General features: G+C 44.4%; 24 protein-coding genes. 6 read left to right on the top strand and 18 right to left on the bottom strand.

Annotation, left to right across the window (positions count from 1 at the left end):
- The first annotated feature begins 188 nt into the window (after positions 1–188).
- From epmB to A3738_RS11625, 3 genes are all read left to right on the top strand, one after another.
- Positions 189–1,208, top strand: coding sequence for an EF-P beta-lysylation protein EpmB (gene epmB, locus A3738_RS11635; RefSeq protein WP_068476431.1), 1,020 nt, complete (start codon positions 189–191; stop codon positions 1,206–1,208).
- Positions 1,209–1,381: 173 nt separating this feature from the next.
- On the top strand, positions 1,382–3,181 hold the full coding sequence (locus A3738_RS11630; RefSeq protein WP_068476433.1) for a hypothetical protein: 1,800 nt from the start codon (positions 1,382–1,384) through the stop codon (positions 3,179–3,181).
- 21 nt (positions 3,182–3,202) lie between these two features.
- A complete protein-coding gene (locus A3738_RS11625) occupies positions 3,203–5,299 on the top strand; it encodes an EAL domain-containing protein (protein ID WP_068476435.1) in 2,097 nt (698 codons plus the stop codon).
- Here the strand turns inward: A3738_RS11625 and A3738_RS11620 are convergent, their stop codons facing one another.
- Positions 5,300–5,854, bottom strand: coding sequence for a DUF1285 domain-containing protein (locus A3738_RS11620; protein WP_068476437.1), 555 nt, complete (start codon positions 5,852–5,854; stop codon positions 5,300–5,302).
- A 92-nt stretch (positions 5,855–5,946) separates the two neighbouring features.
- Between A3738_RS11620 and A3738_RS11615 the strand changes: the two genes are divergently transcribed.
- Positions 5,947–6,384, top strand: a complete 438-nt coding sequence (locus A3738_RS11615; protein WP_068475487.1) for a BLUF domain-containing protein — start codon at positions 5,947–5,949, stop codon at positions 6,382–6,384.
- A gap of 13 nt (positions 6,385–6,397) precedes the next feature.
- Here the strand turns inward: A3738_RS11615 and A3738_RS11610 are convergent, their stop codons facing one another.
- Genes A3738_RS11610 through A3738_RS11585 form a run of 6 tightly spaced genes read right to left on the bottom strand, consistent with a single transcriptional unit; the run spans position 6,398 to position 10,802 of the window.
- On the bottom strand, positions 6,398–7,291 hold the full coding sequence (locus A3738_RS11610) for a radical SAM protein (RefSeq protein ID WP_068476440.1): 894 nt from the start codon (positions 7,289–7,291) through the stop codon (positions 6,398–6,400).
- A gap of 23 nt (positions 7,292–7,314) precedes the next feature.
- Entirely contained in the window at positions 7,315–7,767 is a 453-nt protein-coding gene (sixA, locus tag A3738_RS11605) for a phosphohistidine phosphatase SixA (protein ID WP_082878318.1), read from the bottom strand.
- A complete protein-coding gene (locus A3738_RS11600; RefSeq protein ID WP_068476442.1) occupies positions 7,760–8,017 on the bottom strand; it encodes a DUF4389 domain-containing protein in 258 nt (85 codons plus the stop codon). The genes sixA and A3738_RS11600 overlap by 8 nt, the downstream gene beginning before the upstream one ends.
- Positions 8,017–9,045, bottom strand: coding sequence for an NAD(P)H-dependent glycerol-3-phosphate dehydrogenase (locus A3738_RS11595; RefSeq protein WP_068476444.1), 1,029 nt, complete (start codon positions 9,043–9,045; stop codon positions 8,017–8,019). The genes A3738_RS11600 and A3738_RS11595 overlap by 1 nt, the downstream gene beginning before the upstream one ends.
- Positions 9,046–9,073: 28 nt before the next feature.
- Positions 9,074–9,565 (bottom strand): STAS domain-containing protein, encoded by a 492-nt coding sequence (locus A3738_RS11590; RefSeq protein WP_231876632.1) that lies wholly within the window; start codon positions 9,563–9,565, stop codon positions 9,074–9,076.
- Positions 9,566–9,623: 58 nt separating this feature from the next.
- The gene (locus A3738_RS11585) at positions 9,624–10,802 is read right to left on the bottom strand and encodes a SpoIIE family protein phosphatase (RefSeq protein ID WP_068476448.1); all 1,179 of its coding nucleotides are present in this window, start codon (positions 10,800–10,802) and stop codon (positions 9,624–9,626) included.
- Between the two features lie 146 nt (positions 10,803–10,948).
- Between A3738_RS11585 and A3738_RS11580 the strand changes: the two genes are divergently transcribed.
- Both A3738_RS11580 and A3738_RS11575 read left to right on the top strand, forming a co-directional pair.
- Positions 10,949–12,394, top strand: coding sequence for an HD domain-containing protein (locus A3738_RS11580; RefSeq protein ID WP_068476451.1), 1,446 nt, complete (start codon positions 10,949–10,951; stop codon positions 12,392–12,394).
- 36 nt (positions 12,395–12,430) lie between these two features.
- Positions 12,431–13,045 carry a TetR/AcrR family transcriptional regulator gene (locus tag A3738_RS11575; protein ID WP_068476453.1) on the top strand — a complete coding sequence of 205 codons (615 nt, stop codon included), beginning with the start codon at positions 12,431–12,433 and terminating at the stop codon, positions 13,043–13,045.
- Positions 13,046–13,224: 179 nt separating this feature from the next.
- On the opposite strand, the gene A3738_RS32335 is transcribed toward A3738_RS11575, so the two are convergent.
- From A3738_RS32335 to A3738_RS11520, 11 genes are all read right to left on the bottom strand, one after another.
- A complete protein-coding gene (locus A3738_RS32335; RefSeq protein WP_068476455.1) occupies positions 13,225–13,623 on the bottom strand; it encodes an autotransporter domain-containing protein in 399 nt (132 codons plus the stop codon).
- Entirely contained in the window at positions 13,601–14,857 is a 1,257-nt protein-coding gene (locus tag A3738_RS32330; RefSeq protein ID WP_068476457.1) for an autotransporter outer membrane beta-barrel domain-containing protein, read from the bottom strand. The genes A3738_RS32335 and A3738_RS32330 overlap by 23 nt, the downstream gene beginning before the upstream one ends.
- 5 nt (positions 14,858–14,862) lie before the next feature.
- Entirely contained in the window at positions 14,863–16,074 is a 1,212-nt protein-coding gene (locus A3738_RS11560) for a hypothetical protein (RefSeq protein WP_156502737.1), read from the bottom strand.
- Between the two features lie 157 nt (positions 16,075–16,231).
- Complete coding sequence (gene murB, locus A3738_RS11555) at positions 16,232–17,236, bottom strand: UDP-N-acetylmuramate dehydrogenase (RefSeq protein WP_068476461.1); 1,005 nt, start codon at positions 17,234–17,236, stop codon at positions 16,232–16,234.
- Between the two features lie 17 nt (positions 17,237–17,253).
- Positions 17,254–17,718: a low molecular weight protein-tyrosine-phosphatase gene (locus A3738_RS11550; RefSeq protein ID WP_068502691.1), complete on the bottom strand. Its 465-nt coding sequence runs from the start codon at positions 17,716–17,718 to the stop codon at positions 17,254–17,256.
- 2 nt (positions 17,719–17,720) lie between these two features.
- On the bottom strand, positions 17,721–18,485 hold the full coding sequence (kdsB, locus tag A3738_RS11545) for a 3-deoxy-manno-octulosonate cytidylyltransferase (protein WP_068476462.1): 765 nt from the start codon (positions 18,483–18,485) through the stop codon (positions 17,721–17,723).
- Between the two features lie 12 nt (positions 18,486–18,497).
- The gene (locus A3738_RS11540) at positions 18,498–18,686 is read right to left on the bottom strand and encodes a Trm112 family protein (RefSeq protein WP_068476464.1); all 189 of its coding nucleotides are present in this window, start codon (positions 18,684–18,686) and stop codon (positions 18,498–18,500) included.
- Positions 18,687–18,713: 27 nt separating this feature from the next.
- The gene (gene lpxK / locus A3738_RS11535) at positions 18,714–19,748 is read right to left on the bottom strand and encodes a tetraacyldisaccharide 4'-kinase (protein WP_197472477.1); all 1,035 of its coding nucleotides are present in this window, start codon (positions 19,746–19,748) and stop codon (positions 18,714–18,716) included.
- 23 nt (positions 19,749–19,771) lie between these two features.
- A complete protein-coding gene (msbA, locus tag A3738_RS11530; RefSeq protein ID WP_068476466.1) occupies positions 19,772–21,541 on the bottom strand; it encodes a lipid A export permease/ATP-binding protein MsbA in 1,770 nt (589 codons plus the stop codon).
- A 47-nt stretch (positions 21,542–21,588) separates the two neighbouring features.
- Entirely contained in the window at positions 21,589–22,011 is a 423-nt protein-coding gene (locus tag A3738_RS11525) for a biopolymer transporter ExbD (RefSeq protein ID WP_068476202.1), read from the bottom strand.
- A partial coding sequence (locus tag A3738_RS11520; protein ID WP_369819798.1) for a MotA/TolQ/ExbB proton channel family protein occupies positions 22,008–22,644 on the bottom strand: 637 nt, incomplete at its 5' end. The genes A3738_RS11520 and A3738_RS11525, both read right to left, overlap by 4 nt.

Below are 22,644 nucleotides of genomic sequence, written 5' to 3'. Positions count from 1 at the left end.
TAACTGTCCCTACTTAATTTGTAGGCTTCTGATACAAAGTGCAATAACTAAGCAGTAAACAGCTATACCGCTACCACTTTCAGTTACTAAAGTGTAGATTATGCGGCCGATCTAAGCGGCCAAAAAGTGGCGGCAATCATACACGCTTCGGTTTATTCTGTCGAAATACTCGTCTACGTATTAGCACTATGCAAGAACACATTCAGCATTCGCCTCTTATCGCTCGTTCGATCGACAAAGATTGGCAATCGATTTACAGTCAAAGCACACTGACTGTCGGCGATCTATTAACGCAGCTAGGCCTAGACGCGCACCCCTTAGCAACACAACAAACGCTCGATTTTCCACTTCGTGCACCGCAGCCCTATCTCGATAAAATCAAACCTAACTCACCCAATGACCCCTTGCTTTTGCAAGTTCTACCTCAGACTAGAGAATTCGAACAGGTTGATGGTTTTACAGCTGAACCCTTACTCGAACAAGATTACTCGCCCGTCCCTGGTTTAATTCATAAATATCAGTCTCGGGTTTTGCTCGTCTTAACGCAGGCTTGCGCCATACACTGTAGATACTGTTTTAGACGTAATTTCCCTTATTCAGAGCACCAGCAATCTCGCAAACAATGGGACAAGGCTCTGGCTTACATTCTGGAAAATAAGCAAATTAATGAGGTCATTCTAAGTGGTGGCGACCCACTAAGCTTGCCTGATAAATACCTATCCGATTTGTTACATCGTATTGATTCTATCGCGCACATAAAAAGGATACGTATTCATACGCGAATGCTCCCTAGCCTGCCGCAACGAATTAGCGATCCCTTTATCGAGATTCTCAAGACACTCAACAGCAATATTGTTTTTGTTGCGCATTGCAATCATGAGAATGAATTGGGTGACGACACGGCAATTGCATTTAGAAAACTCAAAGCCGTCGGCGTTACCTTACTCAACCAATCAGTATTGTTAAAAGACATAAATGATAACGCAGGCATCCTGCAAAATTTGTCAGAAAAGCTATTCGATCAAGGCGTATTGCCCTACTACCTTTTCACCCTCGACAAAGTAGATGGCGCAGCACATTTTGATTTGAGCCGAGAAAAAGCCAAAGAGATTTACAAGCAGTTATCCTCCTTGCTACCTGGGTTCCTACTTCCCAAACTCGCTGAAGAATGTCCGGGGGAAACAAGTAAATCCATACTTACTTGGTAAGCCTTGCGAAACATTAACCCGAACCTTGTCACTTAATTAAAAATGTTTGCTCTTAGGGCTCAGCAATAGCGAATTTCCCTGCTATTATAAGGAGATAGAACTATATGCTGACTAAGTGTTCAGCCTAATAACCAATTAAAACCGACAAACATCAACAGGAAGAACTACAACAGATGTTGGGTCCAGACCTTGAGCTTTTGATAAGTATCCCCGAACAAAACTTGGGTGAACTTTCATACACTGATTCCACCCCGGAAGCCTTTGCTGACTGGGTCGCGAATCTGCCCATGGCGAATTTAGGCGAGCTGTCTCGTCAACTATATCGTGCGATTAATGAACTAAATCGCCTTAAGTGCAAGCCAGAAACTCGCTCAAAAATGCTTGAGGACATTCGAAAACCTATCCATTACGCATGCGAAGAGCTGTCAAAACATTTTCTTAACGCATCTATCACACCTCAAGAAAAGCAACGCAAAGTTATCAACCTTGTCACGAGCCTTCATCTTTCTCTAGCCGCTGGCTACAAAGCAGTGCTATTAGAGAGCGTTCCTAATCTTGGGTCAGAACATACACGTAAAAACTTCAGCTGCGCAGCACACCGAACCATTACAGAATTTGGACGTGTTCAGCTTTTGTCAGCCAAGCTCTATATTTCCGTACCGAAAATGCTATGGAAAGAAATGAACGAGATCTATCGTTTTAGCGATGAGTTAGGCCTAATGAAGTATCTAGTTCGCGATGAAGACAATCTTGTCGAACCAGACTCATCGATCAAAAGCGCCTATAAACGAAACTTGTTACTTGCCTGCTGCCGCTCAAACCAGTTGCGTAAGCAAGAGATCGATTCTGTTTGGGTACTGTTCGAACGATGGGCTAACTACGTAGAGCTAGGTAGAAAGTACCTCGCCTCAGCTGTCTTCTGCATCAATTTATCCGAAGACCAAGCTCCGCGACACAAGAGCCTACTGCATGAAGAGCTGAGTGATTTTTACTATGGGTTTGATACGGCTGAACTCATTACCCGCATCACTTCGCACCTAAGTTCAGCGAATTCGACGATCACCCATTTAGAAATGCCGATCAATATCAGTAATGGCTTACTGCATCACTTGCATCATTCACTTGGTATTCTCACCAAACGAACCTTTAAGCGTATCGCAAGCGATGGCTCGCTTGAGCTTGCTGTTGGTTTGAGTGCTATGCACTACTACACCTCAGGTCGAACATCCTTCCAGCCACACTTGTTTGGGATGGAACCTATTGACCTTGATAACTCGACCGAATCTCGCGTTAGTCGAGCCAAAAGTAACGACCCTTGGTCTAATGCCTTTGATGCGGCCGCTATTACAAGTCCGAAATCGATTCCTAGCGAGTCGGTGATTGACTATACCAATCATCCTGAGAGCGCTGACAAAGACTTTCCTGTGCACACCACTAGCCTGATCAATACAAGCCCTGGTGGATATTGCATTCAATGGGGCGGTCACATTCCAAAGAATGTTCAAGCTGGTGAACTTCTTTGTGTGCGCGAAAACGATGAGAAATCATGGAGCATTGCTGTTATCCGCTGGATTCGATACTCCAAGCAAAAAGGTACGCAGCTTGGTATCGAGCTACTCGCACCTCGCGCCAAACCATGTGCGGTGCAGCAACTCAACAAAACTGGCAAACACAGTGAATTTTTGCGTGGTTTGCTTCTACCAGAATTGAGCAGCATCAGCCAACCAAGCACGCTAATTACGCCTCGCCTCCCATTCAAAGAAGGCAATAAGGTGATTTTGCGTTTCAGCGGCATCGAATCTAAATGCATTCTAGCCGCCACTGTTTCAGAAACTGGTAGTTTTAGCCAGTACACCTTACGCGCAACAGATGTTCTAGATTCGAAATCTGCGCAACTCGAAGAAGAAACACAACAACCCAAAACCGAAATAAGTCTCGAAGACGAATTCGATTCTCTTTGGCCTAGTCTGTAGTTAACGCGGTACCAATAAGTAATGACAAAACAAACCGACACCCTCTTCCTTCTTGTACTTGAAGACTCTCAAAATGATGCAGAGAAACTTGTCAGCCTATTACGAAACGCTGGCATTGCAACTAGAGCAAAACTCATCGAAGACGAAGAAGAACTAGAGCAAGCGTTATCCGACGGACAATGGGATTTATTTGTTGCAAGAGAATCAGCGGCAGACTTCGATCTAAGCCAAGCTTGCATTCAGATATCAAAAAAAGACTTATATATCCCTCTAATTATTATTTCTGAAGAATATGACGAAGAAAAGGTCAGTGCGCATCTAAAGAGTGGTGCGCATGATGTCGTATCAAGCACTCAAGAAAAACACTTCGTTGAAGTGGTCAAACGTGAGTTATCACACGTTCGCGCAATACAAAAACTGCATCACCTTGAAGTTGAAATTCGCGATGTCGAACATCGTTGTGAATTACTGCTCGATAGCTCTAAAGACGCAATCGCATATATCAACGACGGAATGCATATCTATGCCAATAGCTCATATCTTGAGTTTTTGGACTACGACGATATTGACGAAATGATCTGCATCCCAGTGATGGACACCCTCAGCGGCGATTCGCAAGAAAAATTCAAAGAGATCGGTAAAGACTTTTTAAATAGCAATAGTGACGCTAAACCTGTCGAAAACGTTGCACTCACATCAATCAGAGAAGATGGAACAGAAATCCCTGTTCTTGCTAGCTTCTCGCATGCGAGCTATGACGGCGAAAGCTGCCTTCAAATCATTTTGCGTCCTGAAGAAAACTCCGCTGAACTCGAAGCAAAACTGAAAGAAATGAGCCAGATAGACTTACTAACAGGTCTGTATAACCGCTCATACTTCATGGATGCTCTTCATGAAAGCAAAGAAGGCGCCCTCAGCGACGACAGTAAAGCTGCTGTTTACTATTTAGCGATTGACCACTTCCACAGTGTCAAAGCGAATTTAGGTATCGGTGACGCCGACTTTGTATTACGAGACTTAGCCCAGATTCTTGAAACCAAGAAGAGCGACAAAGTCACCCTTGCCCGTTTAAGCGATGACGTGTTCGGCATGATCATCAATGACACCACCGACGCACAAGCAATGGATGTCGCAAATAGTCTGTGCAAAGAAGTCGAAGATCATTTGTTCGACGTAGAAGGCAAAACTGTTCAAGTCACATTGAGTATTGGTGTAACAATCATTAATGCCAACGCTCCAAACATTAAAGACATCTTGGGACGTGCGCAAACCGCGTCAGAAGGCGTTAGAAAGCTTGAAGGCAAAGCCAATGGTAACGGTGCATTGTTATTTGAACCTAAAGTAGAAAACCCTCTAGGTAATCACGACACCGCTGGCAGCTACATTGAGAAAGCGCTAGACGAAGACAAATTCAAACTGCTCTTCCAACCAATTCAAAGCCTTCGCGGCGGAACGCACGAGCACTACGAAGCGTTTGTGCGCATGATTGATGATAAAGGCCAGGAAGTTTCACCTTACGAATTCCTACCACCTAATGGTCCATCAGAGGTTGCTGGCAAGATCGACAAATGGGTCATCCTACAAACCATCAAGCAACTTAGTGAGCACAGATCTCAAGGGCATGATACGCGCCTATTCATCAATTTAACGGCCGAGTCCTTGCAAGATCCTAACTTCATCTCTTGGTTAAATGTGGCATTAAAAGCAGCGCGCTTACCCGGCGACTCTTTGATTTTCCAAATCTCGGAAAACAATGCGATTACTTATCTAAAACAAGCAAAAGAGTTCGAAAAAGGATTAAACACCTTACATTGCAATTTATCCGTGAATCAATTTGGTCGTGCGATCAATCCATTCAATCTTCTCAAACACCTTACTCCGGAGTATGTGAAGCTTGAAGGGTCATTTACTGAAGAAATGCAGAAGAGTCCTGAAGGCAAAGAAGCAATGAAAGAAGTGATCACTTCTCTGCAAGGCATGAATAAATTGACGGTTGTTCCGTTGGTCGAGAGCGCTTCACTACTCGCAACCCTATGGCAAGCAGGCGTTAACTATATTCAGGGTTACTACCTACAAGCACCTAGCACAGAAATGAACTTCGACTTCAGCGAAGAATAATCAAAGCTTAAAAAAGTGACCGCTACTCCTTATTCCGTAGCGGTCTGCTTCATCCGCACTCTCTTCCATATAATCCGCTAATTCGTAATACACTTGTCGACTTATTAGAGCTTGTAAATTCCGGCGCACTGTAACCACAGGCAAAGCTTCACCCGCGCTATTCTCAAGCAAAGCTATCGGATGATCTGGCGACAACTCAAAGGTATCACCAACGTTTGTCGACAAAAGGACACGTTGATCTCGCCCTTCGCCACTTACCTCTGCAAGTCGTACAACGAACGGCAAACACTCAACTGTAATCTTCACCTTCTCAGCAGGCGTCACCAAATAGTAATCTTCTTCGTCGAGCAGAAGAATGCGAGAGAATAACTGAACAGTCGCCTCTCGCGTCATTTCATCACCGTTATACCACCAAGAGCCATCCCGTTTAATAACAATATTGAGCTCACTCTCACGCGATGGCGTCCACGTTTCTACTGGAGGAATTTTACCTTCGAGTGCAAGGAGGTCTTTTAACTCAGATGCGAAATTGGGAAGTATCTTCTGTGTAGTCATATCTAAAACTTTCTTAGTAGATTAGCGGAACTGGAGATCAGTACATTCTTGAACTATTGTTACAGACATCGGAGCTCGACGCCTAATCACTTATGACTGAAACCGCTAATTTATACGTTAGTCAGGCCTTAACCGACTTTACGGTTGAAGAATTAGAGGCCCTACAACAAATTTCTTATAGTAATAATTTAGTTCTAGAGATTTCAGGCTACCTATATTTTGAAAATCATAGGTTCTTTCAATATCTTGAAGGGGAAGACTCAGTTGTTCATCAAGCATTTGAACGTATTAAGAAAGATCCCAGACATAAGATTATTGGGGTGCTCGAGCAACAAGATATCGTGCGTAGATTTCCTGACTGGTCAATAAAGTGGCTTCAAAGCAGCATATTCGCCAATCTCAATTTAGAAAAACTGCTGATTGATCACCTATCTATTATGAGCAACTTTAAGAACGACGGACCAGACTTCTCTGGTTCAGCATTTCAAATAGTCGATACCTTATCTAAGCACCAGATACAGCTAAGCTAGCGCACACGCACTGCTATAAGCCGCGCTGCCACTCTTCACGTAGTTGAATTTTCTCAGGTGTATTAATTGCTGTATCAAGTTGCATTAACAACTTGGTTTTATCTCGTCCTAACTGCCCCTTTAAAGGCAAGTAATTCGATGCATGATCCGAACGGAATGTAGAATCTTCAAGTTCAAGGTGTGAGATAAACGTGTGCAGCTCTCTAAATAATTGTGTTTGGGTTAAGGGCTCCCAATCAACAAAACGCTCTCGATAACGCTCTTCTCCCATAGGAAAACTCACCACAAGCGTTGAAACATAATCAGGTTGTGCGGCATTGATCGCCTTAGCGGAATTCACAGCATGTTGTTGCGAATAACGTTGCCCGCCCAAGCCATTCAACACCATTACCGAAGACTTGATACCTGCCTGCTTAATCTTTTGCAAAGCGGATACAGAACTTTCAAAACTCTCGCCTTTATTCACCATCTCGAGCACAAATTCATCACCAGACTCTAAACCAACGTAAAGCATTTCAAGCCCAAGTTCGCGCAATTCTATTAACTCTTCAACACTCTTCTTAGCCAAATTACGCGGTAAACAATAGGAGCTCACGCGCTCTAAATTTAGGAAAGAGTCTTTCAAGTTTTCAAGCACCGACTTCAAACGCCGCGTTGGCAAAATCATCGCATCACCATCCGCTAAGAAGACGCGCTTAGTCTGAGGAACTTGTGCGGCGACTTTAGCAATGTCAGCTTGAACTTCTTCATCTTTGCGTGCGCGAAACTTCTTTTGCTCTTGGGTATACATTTCGCAGAAGGTGCATTTATTCCAAGAACAGCCATTAGTAAGTGGCAAAATAAATGAATAAGCCTCGCTTGGTGGACGAAACACCGGCTCGATATAGTCAATCGGGTAGAAATTCATAACTCTAGTAAAAAGTTTGTTCGTTAAACGGGGACGATATCACACATGCCAGAGGCGATCACTTCACCACGTAAGTGCACTAACTCGCTTGTTTGAAAAGGATAGCTAGTGTAGGGGTGCCCTTCTGTTAAGAGGCTGACTAGCTCTCCAAGCAATGGCATATGCGCCACAATCAGCAAGGTTTGATCATCGCGTAATAAATTTAGCTTTCTTGTCGCACGCTCAGGGTCAGAATCAGGACGAAGAAACGTCTGCTCTTCGACGATAAGACTATATTCTGATGAAAATAATTGCGCTGTCTGTTGTGCTCGCATCAAGTCACTACACCAGATGTCGCTTACAGACATATTCATTTTAGATAGGCGAAGAATAGTTTCTTTTGTCTTTGCAGTGCCGGCATCGGTCAATGGACGTTGTCGATCACTTGGCGCATCAAAAGATGCTTCACCGTGACGGCACAAAAACAAATCAATCATTCGTACTATCTCGCTTGCTCTCGGGTTCTGGCCAGTCAGCGAAAGGGAACGGCTTTTCGTCTGAGGAGAAACTGATAAATTCAGAGATTTGCTTTAAATACACACCCAGTCGCGCACCAAAATCCTTAAGCGTTTCGCTTGGTTCGCCGACTGTCACACTCAAAATACTCTGAATTAAAGCGATCACCGCAATGACGATCTCAGAAAAGCTGAAAACAACACAAAACAATAAAACATACGCGATACGCATTAAATTTCATCCTTCGGTAAAGTATATTCAACATCTGTATTACGCTCAGCGAGCATCAATCCTTTTACAACCATTGAGATCGGCTGCTGCTCATACATAACCTTATATAAGCCCTGCACGAGCGGCATGTAAATATCATGTTCATCCGCATAGCGTTTTACCTGCTTAAGCGTGTTCACACCCTCAGCGACCTCACCCAAGCTTTCGATTGCTTGCTCGAGGTTTTTCCCTTCGCCAAAGGCAAAGCCCACTCGGTAATTTCGGCTCAATGGAGAACAACACGTTGCGATCAAGTCACCCACGCCAGATAAACCTAGAAAAGTCATCGGATTCGCGCCCTGATGCTCAGCAAAACGTCCCATCTCAGCAATGGAACGTGTTAGCAGCATAGCAATCGTGTTCTCACCTAATTTCTTAGCCGCAGCAATGCCAGCAATAATCGCGTAGATATTTTTGAGAGCACCGCCAAGCTCTACCCCGTACACATCGGCACTCGCATACACTCGAAAGTATTCGCAGCTAAGCGCTTCTTGCACAATACGGCGCAAATCAGAATCTTCACTCGCAATTACAGTAGCGGTAATTTCATGTTTCGCAATTTCTTTTGCGAGATTAGGCCCACCCATGACACCAACACGATTGTTTGGCAATTCAGAGCGAAGAATATCGCTCATCAGATTTAGTTTGCCAGGTTCAATGCCTTTAGTCGTACTAACAACCATCTGTCCTTCAGAAATGAAGCCTGAAACTTGCTCCACAACCATACGAAATGACTTACTAGGGATCGCAAAAAAGATAACATTCGCGCCATCGACCGCAGTCTTAAGATTGCCACTGACGGATAAGTTTTCGTGAAGTACTAAATCTGGCAAGTATCGTTGGTTGATACCCGTTTGTTGAATCTCTTGAACGGCGTCTTCATTGCGCATCCAAAGAGCAACGTCATATCCATTCTCGGCAGCAATATTTGCAATGACGGTGCCGAAGCTCCCACCACCAAGAACGGCAATGCGTTTGCAATCGCTCATTTAAAAATCTCTTGAATAACTTACAGGGCTAGCCTGCTTTAAAGGTCACAACGTCGTTGCCTTCTAGTGCATCAACAAGGTCACGAAACTTCGTACAATTGCTCTCGTTAATGTCCATCAAGACTTTATGCGCTTTTAAAACCGTCTGGCGCATTTCTTCTTCTTGAAGAGGGCTTTGTGGCATTTCTAACAGTTCTGACTCATTTTCAATCGGTTCACGCGTAATCAAGAAAACGCTGTCAAAACCCATTGACTCGATAACTCGGGTGACGTCTGGATTGGTAGAAACAATAGAGGGTAAAAAGTGGGACTTTTCTTTTGCTTTTACAGCAAGCTTGGCCAGCATGCCTAGTGTAGTGCTATCAAGATGTATGGTTTCAGTGAGATCGACAATGAGACTCCGAAAATTGGGATTTTCAGAAATCGTATCAATCGCCACATCAATGGTCGAGCACGCATTTAAGCGGACTTCACCCACCAACTTTAATACATATACACCGCTACAATCGGCTTGTAACACTCTACATTCGGACATCGCTAACTAACTCTTGATAATGCAAGCAACACCCTACCATCCGCTACGACGCATCCTTATCGCAGACCGTTAACACGGCAATATCGTCCGGTAGATCATCGATATCATCCAATCCAACCGATGTCAGTAATGATTTTATCCCTCCTCGCTCACGAGAAACAACATCTAAAAGTAACTTTTCTTTCTCTTTTAGTGTCTCACTCGGCAAAACTTCTAATATCCCATCTGAAAAAACAGTGATTTTAAAGTCTTGTGGCAAAGGGCATACAACCCGCTCAAACTTTGGATAAGGAAATAAACCAACCGCGACACCTTTTGCATTTAAGTACTCCGCACCAGACGGACTACTCAGTATCGGCAAGGGAAAATGCCCGCCAATGGCATAGGTTAGGCTGCGATCACTATGATCAACAATACCTACGAATACGGTTAAGTGCTTTCCTAGATCCGACACAATCAATTCCTGATTGAGTCTTTTCAAAAACTTCACTGGACAGCTTAGCTCATCACTTGAGTTTCGGCGTAAATTTCTCAGTAATCGTGCTGATAGATTTTTTAAGAGAACCGTGACGAACGCAGACGAGGCTCCGTGCCCAGATACATCTGCAAAATAGAACAAAGACTTTGTATCATCGATACGGAAGTAATCTAGAAAATCACCACTTAAGTACAAAGACGGACGAACAATATGATCAAAATGGAAATCGTTAATGATTTTATCTGGCTGAGGAAGCATCTTGAGCTGAACCTGCAAGCCGGCTTTTTGATCTGTTCGTAACTCGTGAATACCTTCGCGAAGCTTGCGATTTCGTTCCTCGAGCTCTGATCGCAGTCGTTTATTCAACTTACTGAGACGGATTTGATCCAGTGTTTTATGAATCACTGAGTCTAAACGCTCAAAGTCTTTCACTGGCTTAAGTATGAAATCCCCTGCCCCACCTCTGAGACAAGCTACAACATCACCCGCCGACTCAACTTCAGACACAATTATCAACGATATTTCTTTCTTATCACTTTCGAAGAATGGCAATAGCGGGATTTGTTCGGAGGGAACATCTGCGAAAATCAGGTCGGGAGCTTCAGGAAGAGCTAGTAAATGCGCCGTTTCGACATTAGAAGCCGCTTGGACAAAATACCCTTTTCCAGTGAGATAACTCACTAGATTCTCACGATCAACAGGGTTGGAATCGATCACTAAAATTTGATCTGAGCTTGGACTCATAACTACGCAATATTCATTGTTCTTTTATGCAGTATAGGCGAGCAAACGAGTTGGTAAAGCCTTATGCTAATATTGCCCGTTTTCATCAAGATTTCTCGCTATACTAACTTTAGGATCAAAAAGAAAACTAACGATAAGGAAACACTTTGCAACTGCGTATTAACGATTTATTGGGCAACTACCATAAATTAATTATGGACCCCGTCCATGGCGGTATTCCTGTTTCGAGGCTTGAAGTTGCCATTATTGATCACCCTTTGTTTCAGCGCCTGCGTTTTATTTGTCAAAACGATATTTTGTCTCTTGTGTTTCCCGGAGCGACCCATTCACGCTTTCTCCATAGCGTAGGAGCCATGCATGTCGGCGGACGTATGTTTATGGCAATGGTCGAAAATGGACTAAAAACATTTGGCAGCAATGCGAGTGTTTCCGCCGAGACATTAGAAGCGATTAGTTATTTCCATAGAATAGTACGCTGTGCATGTTTACTACACGATAGTGGACATAGCAGCTTTTCTCATCAATTCAGTCGAACACCGACTATTCAAAATATCTTAAGCACACCTGGTATTTTCGAGCAATTATGGTCTGGAGAAGACAGCACACAGTTCTATGCTGAACAGCCTAGCGCTTTAGAGCATGAACATTATTCTGTTCGCGTAGCGCATCATATTTTGCAACAAGGGCAAGATGTCACTGAAGATATTGCCCCCCAAGATATCATTGCGCTAATGGAAACAAGCGCCACACACGCAACTGAGAAATTCTCGCATCACGCGAAGGCTATGTGGCCTTTAGTCATAGGTAACCAACAATCACAGCCACCAGAAGACTTTCCTGAACTTTTCCGCTCATTGCTTTCAAATATCGTCTCTGGGGAACTTGATGCTGACCGCGCCGATTATATGCTGCGCGACGGTTTTCACTCATCCGTGACGATTGGCAGCTTTAACCTTGATCACCTATTGAGCAATCTAAAATTTGGACGATGCAGCCAAACCGGGTGGGTTGGCATCGGCATAGCCGCCAAAGGTTTAAGTTCTTTAGAAGACTTCGTGTACAGTCGACATCAAATGTATCGACAAGTGTACGCACATAAAACAGCGCAAGGCTTTGACCTTCTGCTTCGCGCAGCAATCGAAGAAGTGATGAAAAACTCTGAAGTCAGTACCTTCATTCAACAGTGCCTATCGGATTTAGAATACTTTCAGCACCTGAGTGATAGTTATTTCTGGGAAGCATTTCGACGCTATAGTTTTAGAAACAAAAACTCATATAGCTATTGCATTCTCAACCGAATCAAAATGCCGCATTTATCGACCAAGTCGAACTTATCAGATGCGGAACTGCCTTCTTACATCAAACTCATCGCACAAGAGCATGCGATTGGCGAAGATGATGTAATCACAGCGAAACTTACTGCCCGCTTTACCAAGATCGACGACAGCTATACCGCGATGAAAGTGCTCGTGGATAGTGAAGCCCATGAGCCAATGTTCAAGCGCATCAGCAAAACCACGCAATTCTTTGATCAATTTAAAGATGATCAAATTACGCACTTTTATATTGACCCTACACGGGTCAAAGCGTGACTATATGTGGAAAGGTTGAGTCTGCTTTAAACACCTATGAAAACGCGCGATAGAATTCTTCACACAAGCCTTCGCTTATTTAACGAGATGGGCGAACCGAGCGTCACTACCTTATTGATCGCTGACGAGCTCGATATTAGCCCGGGCAACTTGTACTACCACTTCAAAAGTAAAACAGACATTTTAGAAGAGCTGTTTCAACAATTTGAAGAATGCATGTATAGCATTCTCATTGTTCCAGAATCAGAAATGGATATTGAAGATCTCTGGTTTTACCTCCATCTGATCTTCGAAAATATCGCGAAGTTTCAGTTCCTGTACAAAGACCTCGTCACCATCATGGCGAAATATCCACAATTCGAAAAGCGCTTTCAGAAGATCTTAAACACAAAACGTAAAGCCAGTATTTCTGTACTTGAAAACGCACGGAAGAATGAGCGATTACATGCGTCAACAGATGAAATAGAAGCACTCACTGAGCAAATCATTCTCACAACTACATTCTGGTTAAGCTATTCCTCAGTAAGAGAAGGCCAAGTCGCAGATGATGCCCTTGCGAGAGGCGTTTACCAAGTCATGTCAGTTGTCGCGCCTTTCCTCGAGCCAGAGCGAAGAGCAATGATCAACGGACTGAAAGACGCTTATCTATAAGTTATCGACAGAAATGCCTACCAATACCAGTTCATCACGATATCACCGCCGACTTCATAGCCATGACTTGATCGAGTGTATGCGCCAGCAAGGCTTAATAACCAATCTTCTTGAAACTCATGATCAACACCTAGCGCAAAAGTGAGCGAGTGCGGGCCCCGATTTTGTCCAACAAAACTCTAGGTATTGCTGGGATCAAAATTAAACGAAGCGCTAATATCATGTTCGCTATTGCTATCAGCCTGCACATCATAGTCATAACGAAGTTCCGTACGCATATGGGTTGAGTCAAACTCATTCAGTGCTCGAGATGCCTCCATACCAAGACTAATAATCCCTGAACTAACAATCGCTCGATCAATGGTCATTCCAAGGTTTGGTGCATTCGTTTCGGAGAATTCGTCCTGATCAGCGCGCAAATACGCCAAGCCAATGTATGTGCTGCTATCGACTTGCTCAAGCCAACTTGTATCGTAACGGGCACGCAAACCAAGGTAATTTAACTGAGAATCGTACCCGGCTTCAGCCGTTTCACTGATCGAGCCAAGGGTGGTGCTACGTGATGATTCGGTGGTCAACCAAGCATGACCCAAACCCCCAGATCAGATCCCAACGATCATTCAAACGGTATCCACCATACAAGCCTAAGTGGTAGGCGTCCGAATCAAAGCTCACGTTAGCTTGGTCATGTTCCGTCATGCTCTCGTTGGATAATCCAAAGAATAATCCAAGTTCATAATCATCATGATGGATAAAACTATTCCCAAAGGTATAGCTTGTTAGGTAGTAATCAAAATTACCTAAGTCGCCCTGCCCATCAACCTTGCCATCGATGTAATTAATATTGGCCCAAACACCACTAGGGTGTGAGTTACTGCTTCCGAAGAAAAATGAACCATAGCTCTGAAGATCTACCTCGGTGTCGCGCGCAAGCGTATTCACGCCCAATACCGTATTCAGCATATTGTCGGCTTGCTCAATTTGCACCGTCATCTGCGATGAAATTGGCTCAGGGTGAATACTAGAGAAACTTGGAGCAGCTTGAGAGTTTGTCGTTGTTTGAACCGCGTTAAAGATATTTTGCTGAGCTTGCTGCTGGGCAGGCGTTTGCACGGGCGGTTGAGGGTTACCCGGCGTGCTAGGTGGAGGTGTTGGTTGCGTCGCGACTGTTGGTAATAAATTCGTCACCGATTGTCGATTCCTATGCGCTCTAGCACCAGGGTGCTTTTTCAAACTAACCGGCAGCTGCTCTTCGGCGTAGATGGTTAGATCGGATTTGCCATTGGTGTTGTCGTCAGCAATAAAGAAGTCTATCAATACCGGAACATTTGGTCCTTCCTCCAAGACCACATCATTCTCAATGGTTTGACGCTGCATGACGATATTGCCTGTCGCACCGCTTTTTGCCTCTATCATACGGAACGACTTTCGGTGAAGTTGCGCAGCGGTTGAGTTGTCAGCCACATCAACACGGATAGATTTCATGAGCGTAAGATCAACGCCGCCAGCACCATAAATTATTTTATCGTTTACAGGTGTTGTTCCTCCGGTTAGACCAATATCAACATCGTAGTAGCCACCATCAAACAAACCTGAATCAATAGCAGCTTGAGAGTTTGTAACTAAACCATTCACAAAACGAACTTGGTTTTCGGTTGTAAGCGTTCCATACGGATCAGACGCAGTGCCCAAATCTAGTACACCAAGTGTTGGAGTTAAGTTAGAGTCACCTTGGATATCTATTCTACCTCCAGTACCACCAATCGTGCCTGAACCAGACAAGCGCCCTTCGACAGTTACGGCAGTATCCACGCTGTTCAAAGAAATATTAATGACGGCCCTAAAACTAACTCGGTGGTCTCGCCGACAACAAAATCACCATTATCAATATTGATAGTCGCGTCGTTCCCCGTAATTTGACCAAATGCCCCAATCACTCCGCGATTATCAACATTGATCGAACCACCTTGAAGTCTTAAATCTGAGCCAGTCAGCATACGCAAAGAGGCTCTATCCAAATTAATCGTCAAATTAGGGGTCAATAAAAGAGTTTCTGCGCGAATTTGATTGAGGTGTGTCGCGTTTAAAATAGTGGGGCTACTTGTATCTTTTGTCTTAATCACTTCCGCTCTTAGATAATCAACAGAGCGATCACCCGTTACCGTGTTGTGTCTTCCCGACAAAACCAAACGCCTCGTTTCCAGGTTACCGCTCACTAAATTTACAGTCGTGTCGTTCAGATTTGCGGTGGTGGGTAAAAAAGAGATCGCACTACCCTCGTATGCAAGCGTCGCTCCATCTACGTTCAAGGTATCGAAAGTAGCGATCGTCTCAGAAGTTCTGAAGCCAAGTGTTGAGCCAGGATCCAAGGTCAAGACAGAGTTCGAGCCAAAGTCCAAAACCGATTCATGGAACTTTAAGGTCGCGCCCGCTTCAACATTCAGACGATTTTGCCCAGTGAAACTTAATGCACGTCTTGCCGCACCAGCACCAAAAAACTCAAACGTGGTTCCGTTTTTGATATTCCAATCAATGTCCGCAGGGATAGTCGTCCCAGCCATTCCTTTCCACTGATTTGAACCAGTTTCGCTCGTCACGGTAAGCTTCGTACCGCTATGAAAGATTGGGTCTCGGGTATGCCAGTAAACCTTACTATCCTTGAAAGTGAGCGTATTGCTGAGTTGATCGAATTTGAAAATTACATTCGCCTCCAAATCAACATTGTCTAACGTGAGCTTACTCGTCGTAATTGTTTTTCGGAGATTGTCTTCCTGATAAGGCTTGGCACTGCCAATACCACGAACAGAGAAAATTTCTAGTACTCTCTGGCCGGTCCCCTCACCTTTAATCGTGAGGTCGTTCCAAAATTGATCGAGCCCTGGAGGACCAACATCCCCTTCCACCAACATATCGTGATTTCGAGTATATTTCAGGATCACAGAATCTGGCTGCACTGGGTTAGGACCAGCTCGCGTAGGATTAACGATGCATTCCCCTGAAACTTGGGTAATCAGACTTCTATTAGTCACCTCGCAAGGCGCGGACTACACTTGATTGATGAAAACAATCTGAGCAATAGCAAGAAAAAGCGCAGAGCGTTTAAAGTGACGGACATTATTCTTAGACATCAAAACACCTCCTGTTATTCGCTTTAATACAGCCCAAGAAAAGAGGAATGATTAGTAATTAATCTCTTATTAAAATTGGCTCTTGCTCGAGCTCAATACCATATAGATCTTTGATCTTATCCTCCACATAGGAGGCTAATCGAATGATATCTTGTTGCTGCGCCCCACCCTGATTGGTCAAGACCAGCGCTTGTTTATCATGCACGGAGGCATTGCCTTGAACATATCCTTTTAAGCCAGCATTTTCTATCAGCCAGCCTGCTGCCAGCTTCATAGAACCTTCGCCAGCAGGGTAACAAACTAAGCTTGGAAAGCGTTGCTTTAGCACCTCACACGTAGATCTCGAAATCACTGGATTCTTGAAAAAACTACCGGTATTCGGAATAACTTTAGGATCCGGAAGTTTCGCAGATCTGACCCCAATAACGGTGTCTCGCACTTTGGATAAACTCAGGTTTGCCTCATGCGAGAGAGTTTTAAGCTCACCATACTCCAGTACAAACTGCGCTTTGCGCGCCAATCTTAAAACTACTTCGCTAATCACATAACGTCCGCACTCACGTTTGAAAATGCTATCGCGATAGCCGAAGCAACAACGTTCATTAGATAGATCAACGAATACTCTTTGCACTCGATCAAAGGCTCGTACACTCTTTAGAACATCTTTAAGCTCTACGCCATATGCCCCAATGTTTTGCACGGGTGCAGCACCAACACTACCAGGAATCAAAGAAAGGTTTTCTAAACCGTAGTAACTGTTTTCAACAGCCCATGCGACAAGCTCATCCCAAACAACCGATGCGCCAACTTTTACCACTACATGATCAAGGTCTCGTGCGATACATTCTAGAGTGTGATTAACAACTTGAACGACAGGACGTTGAATAACAGGAGGAAGCACCACATTACTTCCACCACCGAGAATCAATACATCCTCTGGATGCGCGTAAAAAAAGTCACTGATCGCTTGTTCTGAACTTAACTCAAAAAATTGCTCCGCGACACAAGGCAACGCCATCGTATTCGAGGAGGACAGATCTTTTCTAAGTGGCTCAAGAGACATAAGAAATAACAGACTAGCTATAGGCGACTTTGTATTTCATCGAGCAATCCATCGCAGGCAGATTCAACAAGATCCAATACATGCTCGAAACCTTGTTCGCCGCCGTAGTATGGATCGGGCACTTCTTGTTCGGAGAAAGCCCCATAACTCAAAAACAAAACCGGCTGCGTTCGTGCTCCAGCAGGTATGATACTTTGAAGGTCTTTCAGATTTGCGTTATCCATCGCAAGAACATAGTCAAAGGTATCAAAATCATCAGGACTAACCTGCCGTGCTCTTAGATGCGACAAGTCATAACCGCGCTTTGCAGCATGTTGCGAAGCACGAGGATCGGGGCTTTCTCCAACATGCCACGCTCCAGTGCCACATGAATCGGTATACACCTGAGAAGCCAAACCTCTTTCGCGAACCTTTTCTTCAAACACACCATGTGTAGTGGGAGAGCGACAAATATTACCTAAGCAAACGAATAAGACTTTCATCGTTATCGGTTCTCGAAATGCGCACGAACTCGGTCTAAGTCTTCTTGCGTATCGACACCTGCTGGGGGAGTTTGCTTGGCAAGCTCGATATGAATTTTGACGCCATTACTCAAGGCCCTAAGCTGCTCAAGTTTTTCCACTTTCTCAGTCATACTCGGTACCCATTGAACATATTGCTTCAAGAAGCCAGCTCGGTAAGCATACATTCCAATATGACGAAAATACTCAGCTATCGAAGATAAGCGCGGCGGTTTTTCGCTCAATGCATCGCGCGCATAAGGAATCGGTGCGCGACTAAAATAAGACGCGAAACCATGTTCATCAAATACAACCTTTACTGCATTCGGGTTCAATACCGTATCTGAATCTAGAATTCTCTCGCAAAGCGTTGCAATACCAGCCTCAGGATGTGCACTCAAATTCTGAGCAACTTGCTCAATGAGTGCTGCAGGAATCAACGGTTCATCGCCCTGAACATTGACGATTATTTCATCATCATCCATATCAAGTTCACGAACAACTTCTTCCAAGCGGTCCGTACCAGATGGATGATCAGGAGATGTCATCACCACATCTGCGCCGAAGTCTAAGCAGGCTCGTTCGATATCCGTATTATCAGTTGCAACGATAATGCGCTGCGCACCAAGATCTTTCACTTGCTCGTAAACGTGTCGAATCATTGGTTTGCCCGCGATATCTATAAGAGGCTTTCCAGGAAGTCGTTGCGAAGCAAAGCGCGCGGGGATAATAACGGAATAAGGTTGCATCGGATTTCCAGATTAGTCTTTGCTAAGTTTTTCATCTGTCGTGAGAGTGCGGGCTTCGTTCTCAAGCATCACAGGAATGCCATCGCGAATAGGAAAAGCTAAGCCATCCGCTTTGCAGATGAGCTCTGACGCATCACGGTCATATTTTAGTTCGCCTTTACAAATTGGGCATGCGAGGATCGCCAGAAGTTTTTTATCCAAAACTAAGTTCCTAATCGAATATCGAAATTAATGTATGGTGCGCAAGCGGCCAGAAAGTTTGAGCTGATTGTAAAGCTTATCCGTGAGTTTGTCTTGGAGCTCCGGACTTACACGCAGAAACCACGCATCTTGAATACCTAAATCTCTACATTTCGCTGCGTCTTTTTCAGTCATCACTACCACCCCATTGATCGAAGAAAAGTCTTCATTACTGTAGGCATAGTGATCTGGCTTTGCAGTGTTCTTTGTTGTCAGACCAAGAGAGGCTAGCAAAGAGAAAAAACGCTGAGGATTTCCAATTGCTGCTACGGCACTGATAGGCTGCGATGCATATTTTTCAACAAATGCTGCGACCTCCAAACATTCAGAACCGTCCAAACGCACGAACTCTTTCGGCAATAAAGTCATTGCACTTGTTGAAACCGAACGAGGTAATTTTATAGATGAATCTAACTCACCATTGATGACAACCGCATCCATATCAGCCAAACGGTTAACAGGATCACGCAAAGGGCCAACGGGTAACACCCAGCCATTGCCAAAGCCACGCTGTCCATCGATAACGCAGAGTTCAATATCTCGATACATGGCATGATGTTGCAGACCATCATCTGCAATCACTAAATCCACACCTAAATCTTCTAATGCTTTAACTGCCAATGCGCGTTGCGGTGATAAGGCAATATCACACGCCAATAATCGTTTGAGCATAAGTGGCTCATCACCTACTTCACTTGCTGAACTATCAGCATGCAAAAGACGCACTTCATTTTTTGGAATAGAGACACCATAGCCGCGGCTCACAACGCCAACACGATACCCGCGTTGCTCAAAGTCGCGCACCAACAAACTCACCAGCGGAGACTTACCCGTGCCACCCGCCGTTAAATTCCCTACAACAATCACTGGGACCTTAGATTTAGAAGGTGAACTTGAAAGCAGTCCAGATATTCGAATGACAAGCCAATAAAGAATGGAAAAAGGCACGAGCAGGTAGATCCAAAGCTTGTTTGAGTACCAAGCTTCGGTAATCGCTTGCTCGATGTTAGAGTGGTCGTTCACGCTTATCGCCTAATCCCTTGAGCTTAGTGATCGTCAGAAAGTGCCATGTTATAGAGTTTTGCGTATTCCCCATCTTTCTCTAACAACTCAGCATGCGTACCTTGCTCAACAATATGCCCTTCGTCCATCACGACGATAATATCTGCATTTTCAATCGTTGAGAGACGATGTGCGATAACTAAAGTAGTGCGCCCTTTTATAAGCTCATCCAACTCACGCTGAATCACTTTTTCTGATTCGTTATCGAGTGCAGACGTCGCTTCATCGAGAATTAATAATGGGGCATCTTTTAACAGGGCGCGAGCGATCGCCAAACGTTGACGTTGGCCGCCAGAGAGAGAGACGCCATTATCGCCAATCTCAGTATCAAAACCGTTTTCTTTATCGTTGATGAATTCGAGTGCGTTAGCTTTCTCTGCGACTGAAGCCAGTGTCTCAGCATCGGCTCCATTTAGAGTGCCGTAGGCGATATTATTGGCGATCGTGTCATTAAATAATGTCACATGTTGCGTCACGAGCGAGATTTGGTCACGCAAAGAACGCAACGTGAAATCCGTAATGGGAACACCATCGAGCTCGATGGAACCAGAGCTTGGTTCATAAAAGCGTGGTAACAAGTTTGCGACGGTAGACTTACCACTACCTGAGCGACCGACCAAGGCAACTGTCTGACCCGGTGCTACGCGCAGATTAAAGCCTTTGAGTACATCATTATCGCTTGTCGGATAACGAAAACGGACATCCTTAAAAACTAGCTCGCCTTGAACTTTCTCAAGAGTGCGCTCACCTTCATCTTTCTCAGGCTCGGAATCCATGATAGTAAACAAGTCACGCGACGCAGCGAGACCACGCTGAATTTTCTCATTCACTTGAGTCAACTGACGAATCGGCTTAGCCATAGTGGATGCCGCTGTGATGATCACGACAAATTGCGCAGCAGTCATATCACCAATGACATCGGGAGCAAGTGCCAACCAAATTAAAATCGCAATAGATAAAGCGACTAAAAGCTGGATAACCGGTGTGCTGATCATCTTGGTAAATTCAAGCTTTAGGCTCTGTATTAGGTTGTACTCACTCGAGCCTTGAAAGCGCTCTTGCTCATACTTCTCGCCACCAAATATTCGAACAACCTTATAGCCCGTAACAATCTCAGAAGTTACATGTGTAACATCGCCAACTGAGCCCATAATGCGCTTACTCAGTTTTCGAAAACGCTTGCTGACGTAACTAATCACAAACCCAATAATTGGACCAAGGCTGAGGAAGATTAAGGTCAATTTCCAGTTCGAGGTAAGCATCACACCAAGTAGGAATAGAACAGTTAAGCCCTCTCGAACAGTCACTGTAATAGCATCCGTCGCGGCCGAGGAGACCTGCTCTACATTAAAGGTGATACGCGAAATCAGATGGCCAGAAGAATTGCTATCAAAAAATGAAGTTGGCAACTTCAAGTAACTATCGAAGATCTCAAGGCGCATTTTATGAACGATATTACGGCCAACATAGGCGATATAATATCCTCCTAAAAAGCCACCCACGCCACGCATGGCAAAGAGAAGCAATATAACTGCTGGCAGTAGAAGTCGCCCTTCAGGAGTCGGAGACTCAATAGTCTCGATCACAAACTCTAGCGCTTTAACCATTGCAGCACTGGCACCGGCATAAACAAAGTTGCCGATCACACTCAGTGCAAAGAAAAATTTGAGAGGTTTGAGATATACCAATAAACGGCGATAAAGCTGCCAATTGGAATCTTCATTTTGCGGTAACGCTTTCGCGTCTTTTGTCATTACAATTTGCTCGCGTAGACAAAGCTCTAGCTTAAGCTAGAGCTTTTTTAGTTTTTCGACTGTGCTCGTTGTGTCGTGATACTAAGCTGAACAAATCCAAGTTGACCTGCAACATCCATCACACGAACCACAAACTCGTGATCAGTTTTGGAATCTGCTGTAATAATGAAAGGAATCTTGGTGTTTCCATTCGAGATTTTCTCGACGGCTTTCTTCAAGGTATCTTCCTGATTGTTGATGAGTGCGCGCTCATTAACCGAGAACTCACCTTCAGCATTGATGATCACTTCTATTTCTTCAGCCAATGGCTTAGCAGGATCTGCGCTCGACTGCGGCAAATCAATCTCCAAGTGGCTTTCTTTGGTAAAAGTGGTCGATACCATGAAAAAAATCAACAACAAAAACACCACGTCAATCAGCGGTGTTAAGTTGACTGATACTTCTTCAGAAGCTTGGCGCTTGAAATTCAAGGTTGTTTTTCCTCTGCACGCGTCGGCTCACGCTCACCGTGAACAATCTCTACAAGACGCAATGCGTCTTGTTCCATGTCTATCACAATTTCGTCAACACGACGTAGGAAATAACGGTGGAAGATCAATGCTGGAATAGCAACAGTCAAACCAGCTGCCGTAGTGATCAGTGCTTCCGAAATACCGCCTGCAAGCGCCGCAGCGTTACCAGCACCCTCTAATTGCAATTGAGCAAAAACCTTGATCATACCGATAACGGTTCCTAACAAACCAAGTAGGGGCGTGATCACAGCTACAGTACCAAGACCCGTTAAGAAACGTTCCATTTCATGCACGACATGGCTCGCTTCTTCTTGAATGCTTTCTTTCATGACTTCGCGGCCATGTTTCGCATTCACTAGACCCGCAGCTAAAATTCGGCCGATCGGCGCAGCTTCTTTCAATTCACGAAGCTTTTTAGAGTCTAATTCTTTGCGTTTAATCCAGCCCCACAAATCATTAACAAGCGCTTTCGGAGCGAGGCGATTAGCACGTAAAGTCCAGAATCGTTCAATAATAATTGCTAAGGCTAAAACAGAACAAAGCAATAGCGGGAACATAATAATCCCACCGGGCTTTAATAGATCTAACACA

The organism is Oleiphilus sp. HI0066 (genome assembly GCF_001635725.1).
This window is presented reverse-complemented; position numbering and strand designations above follow the sequence as displayed.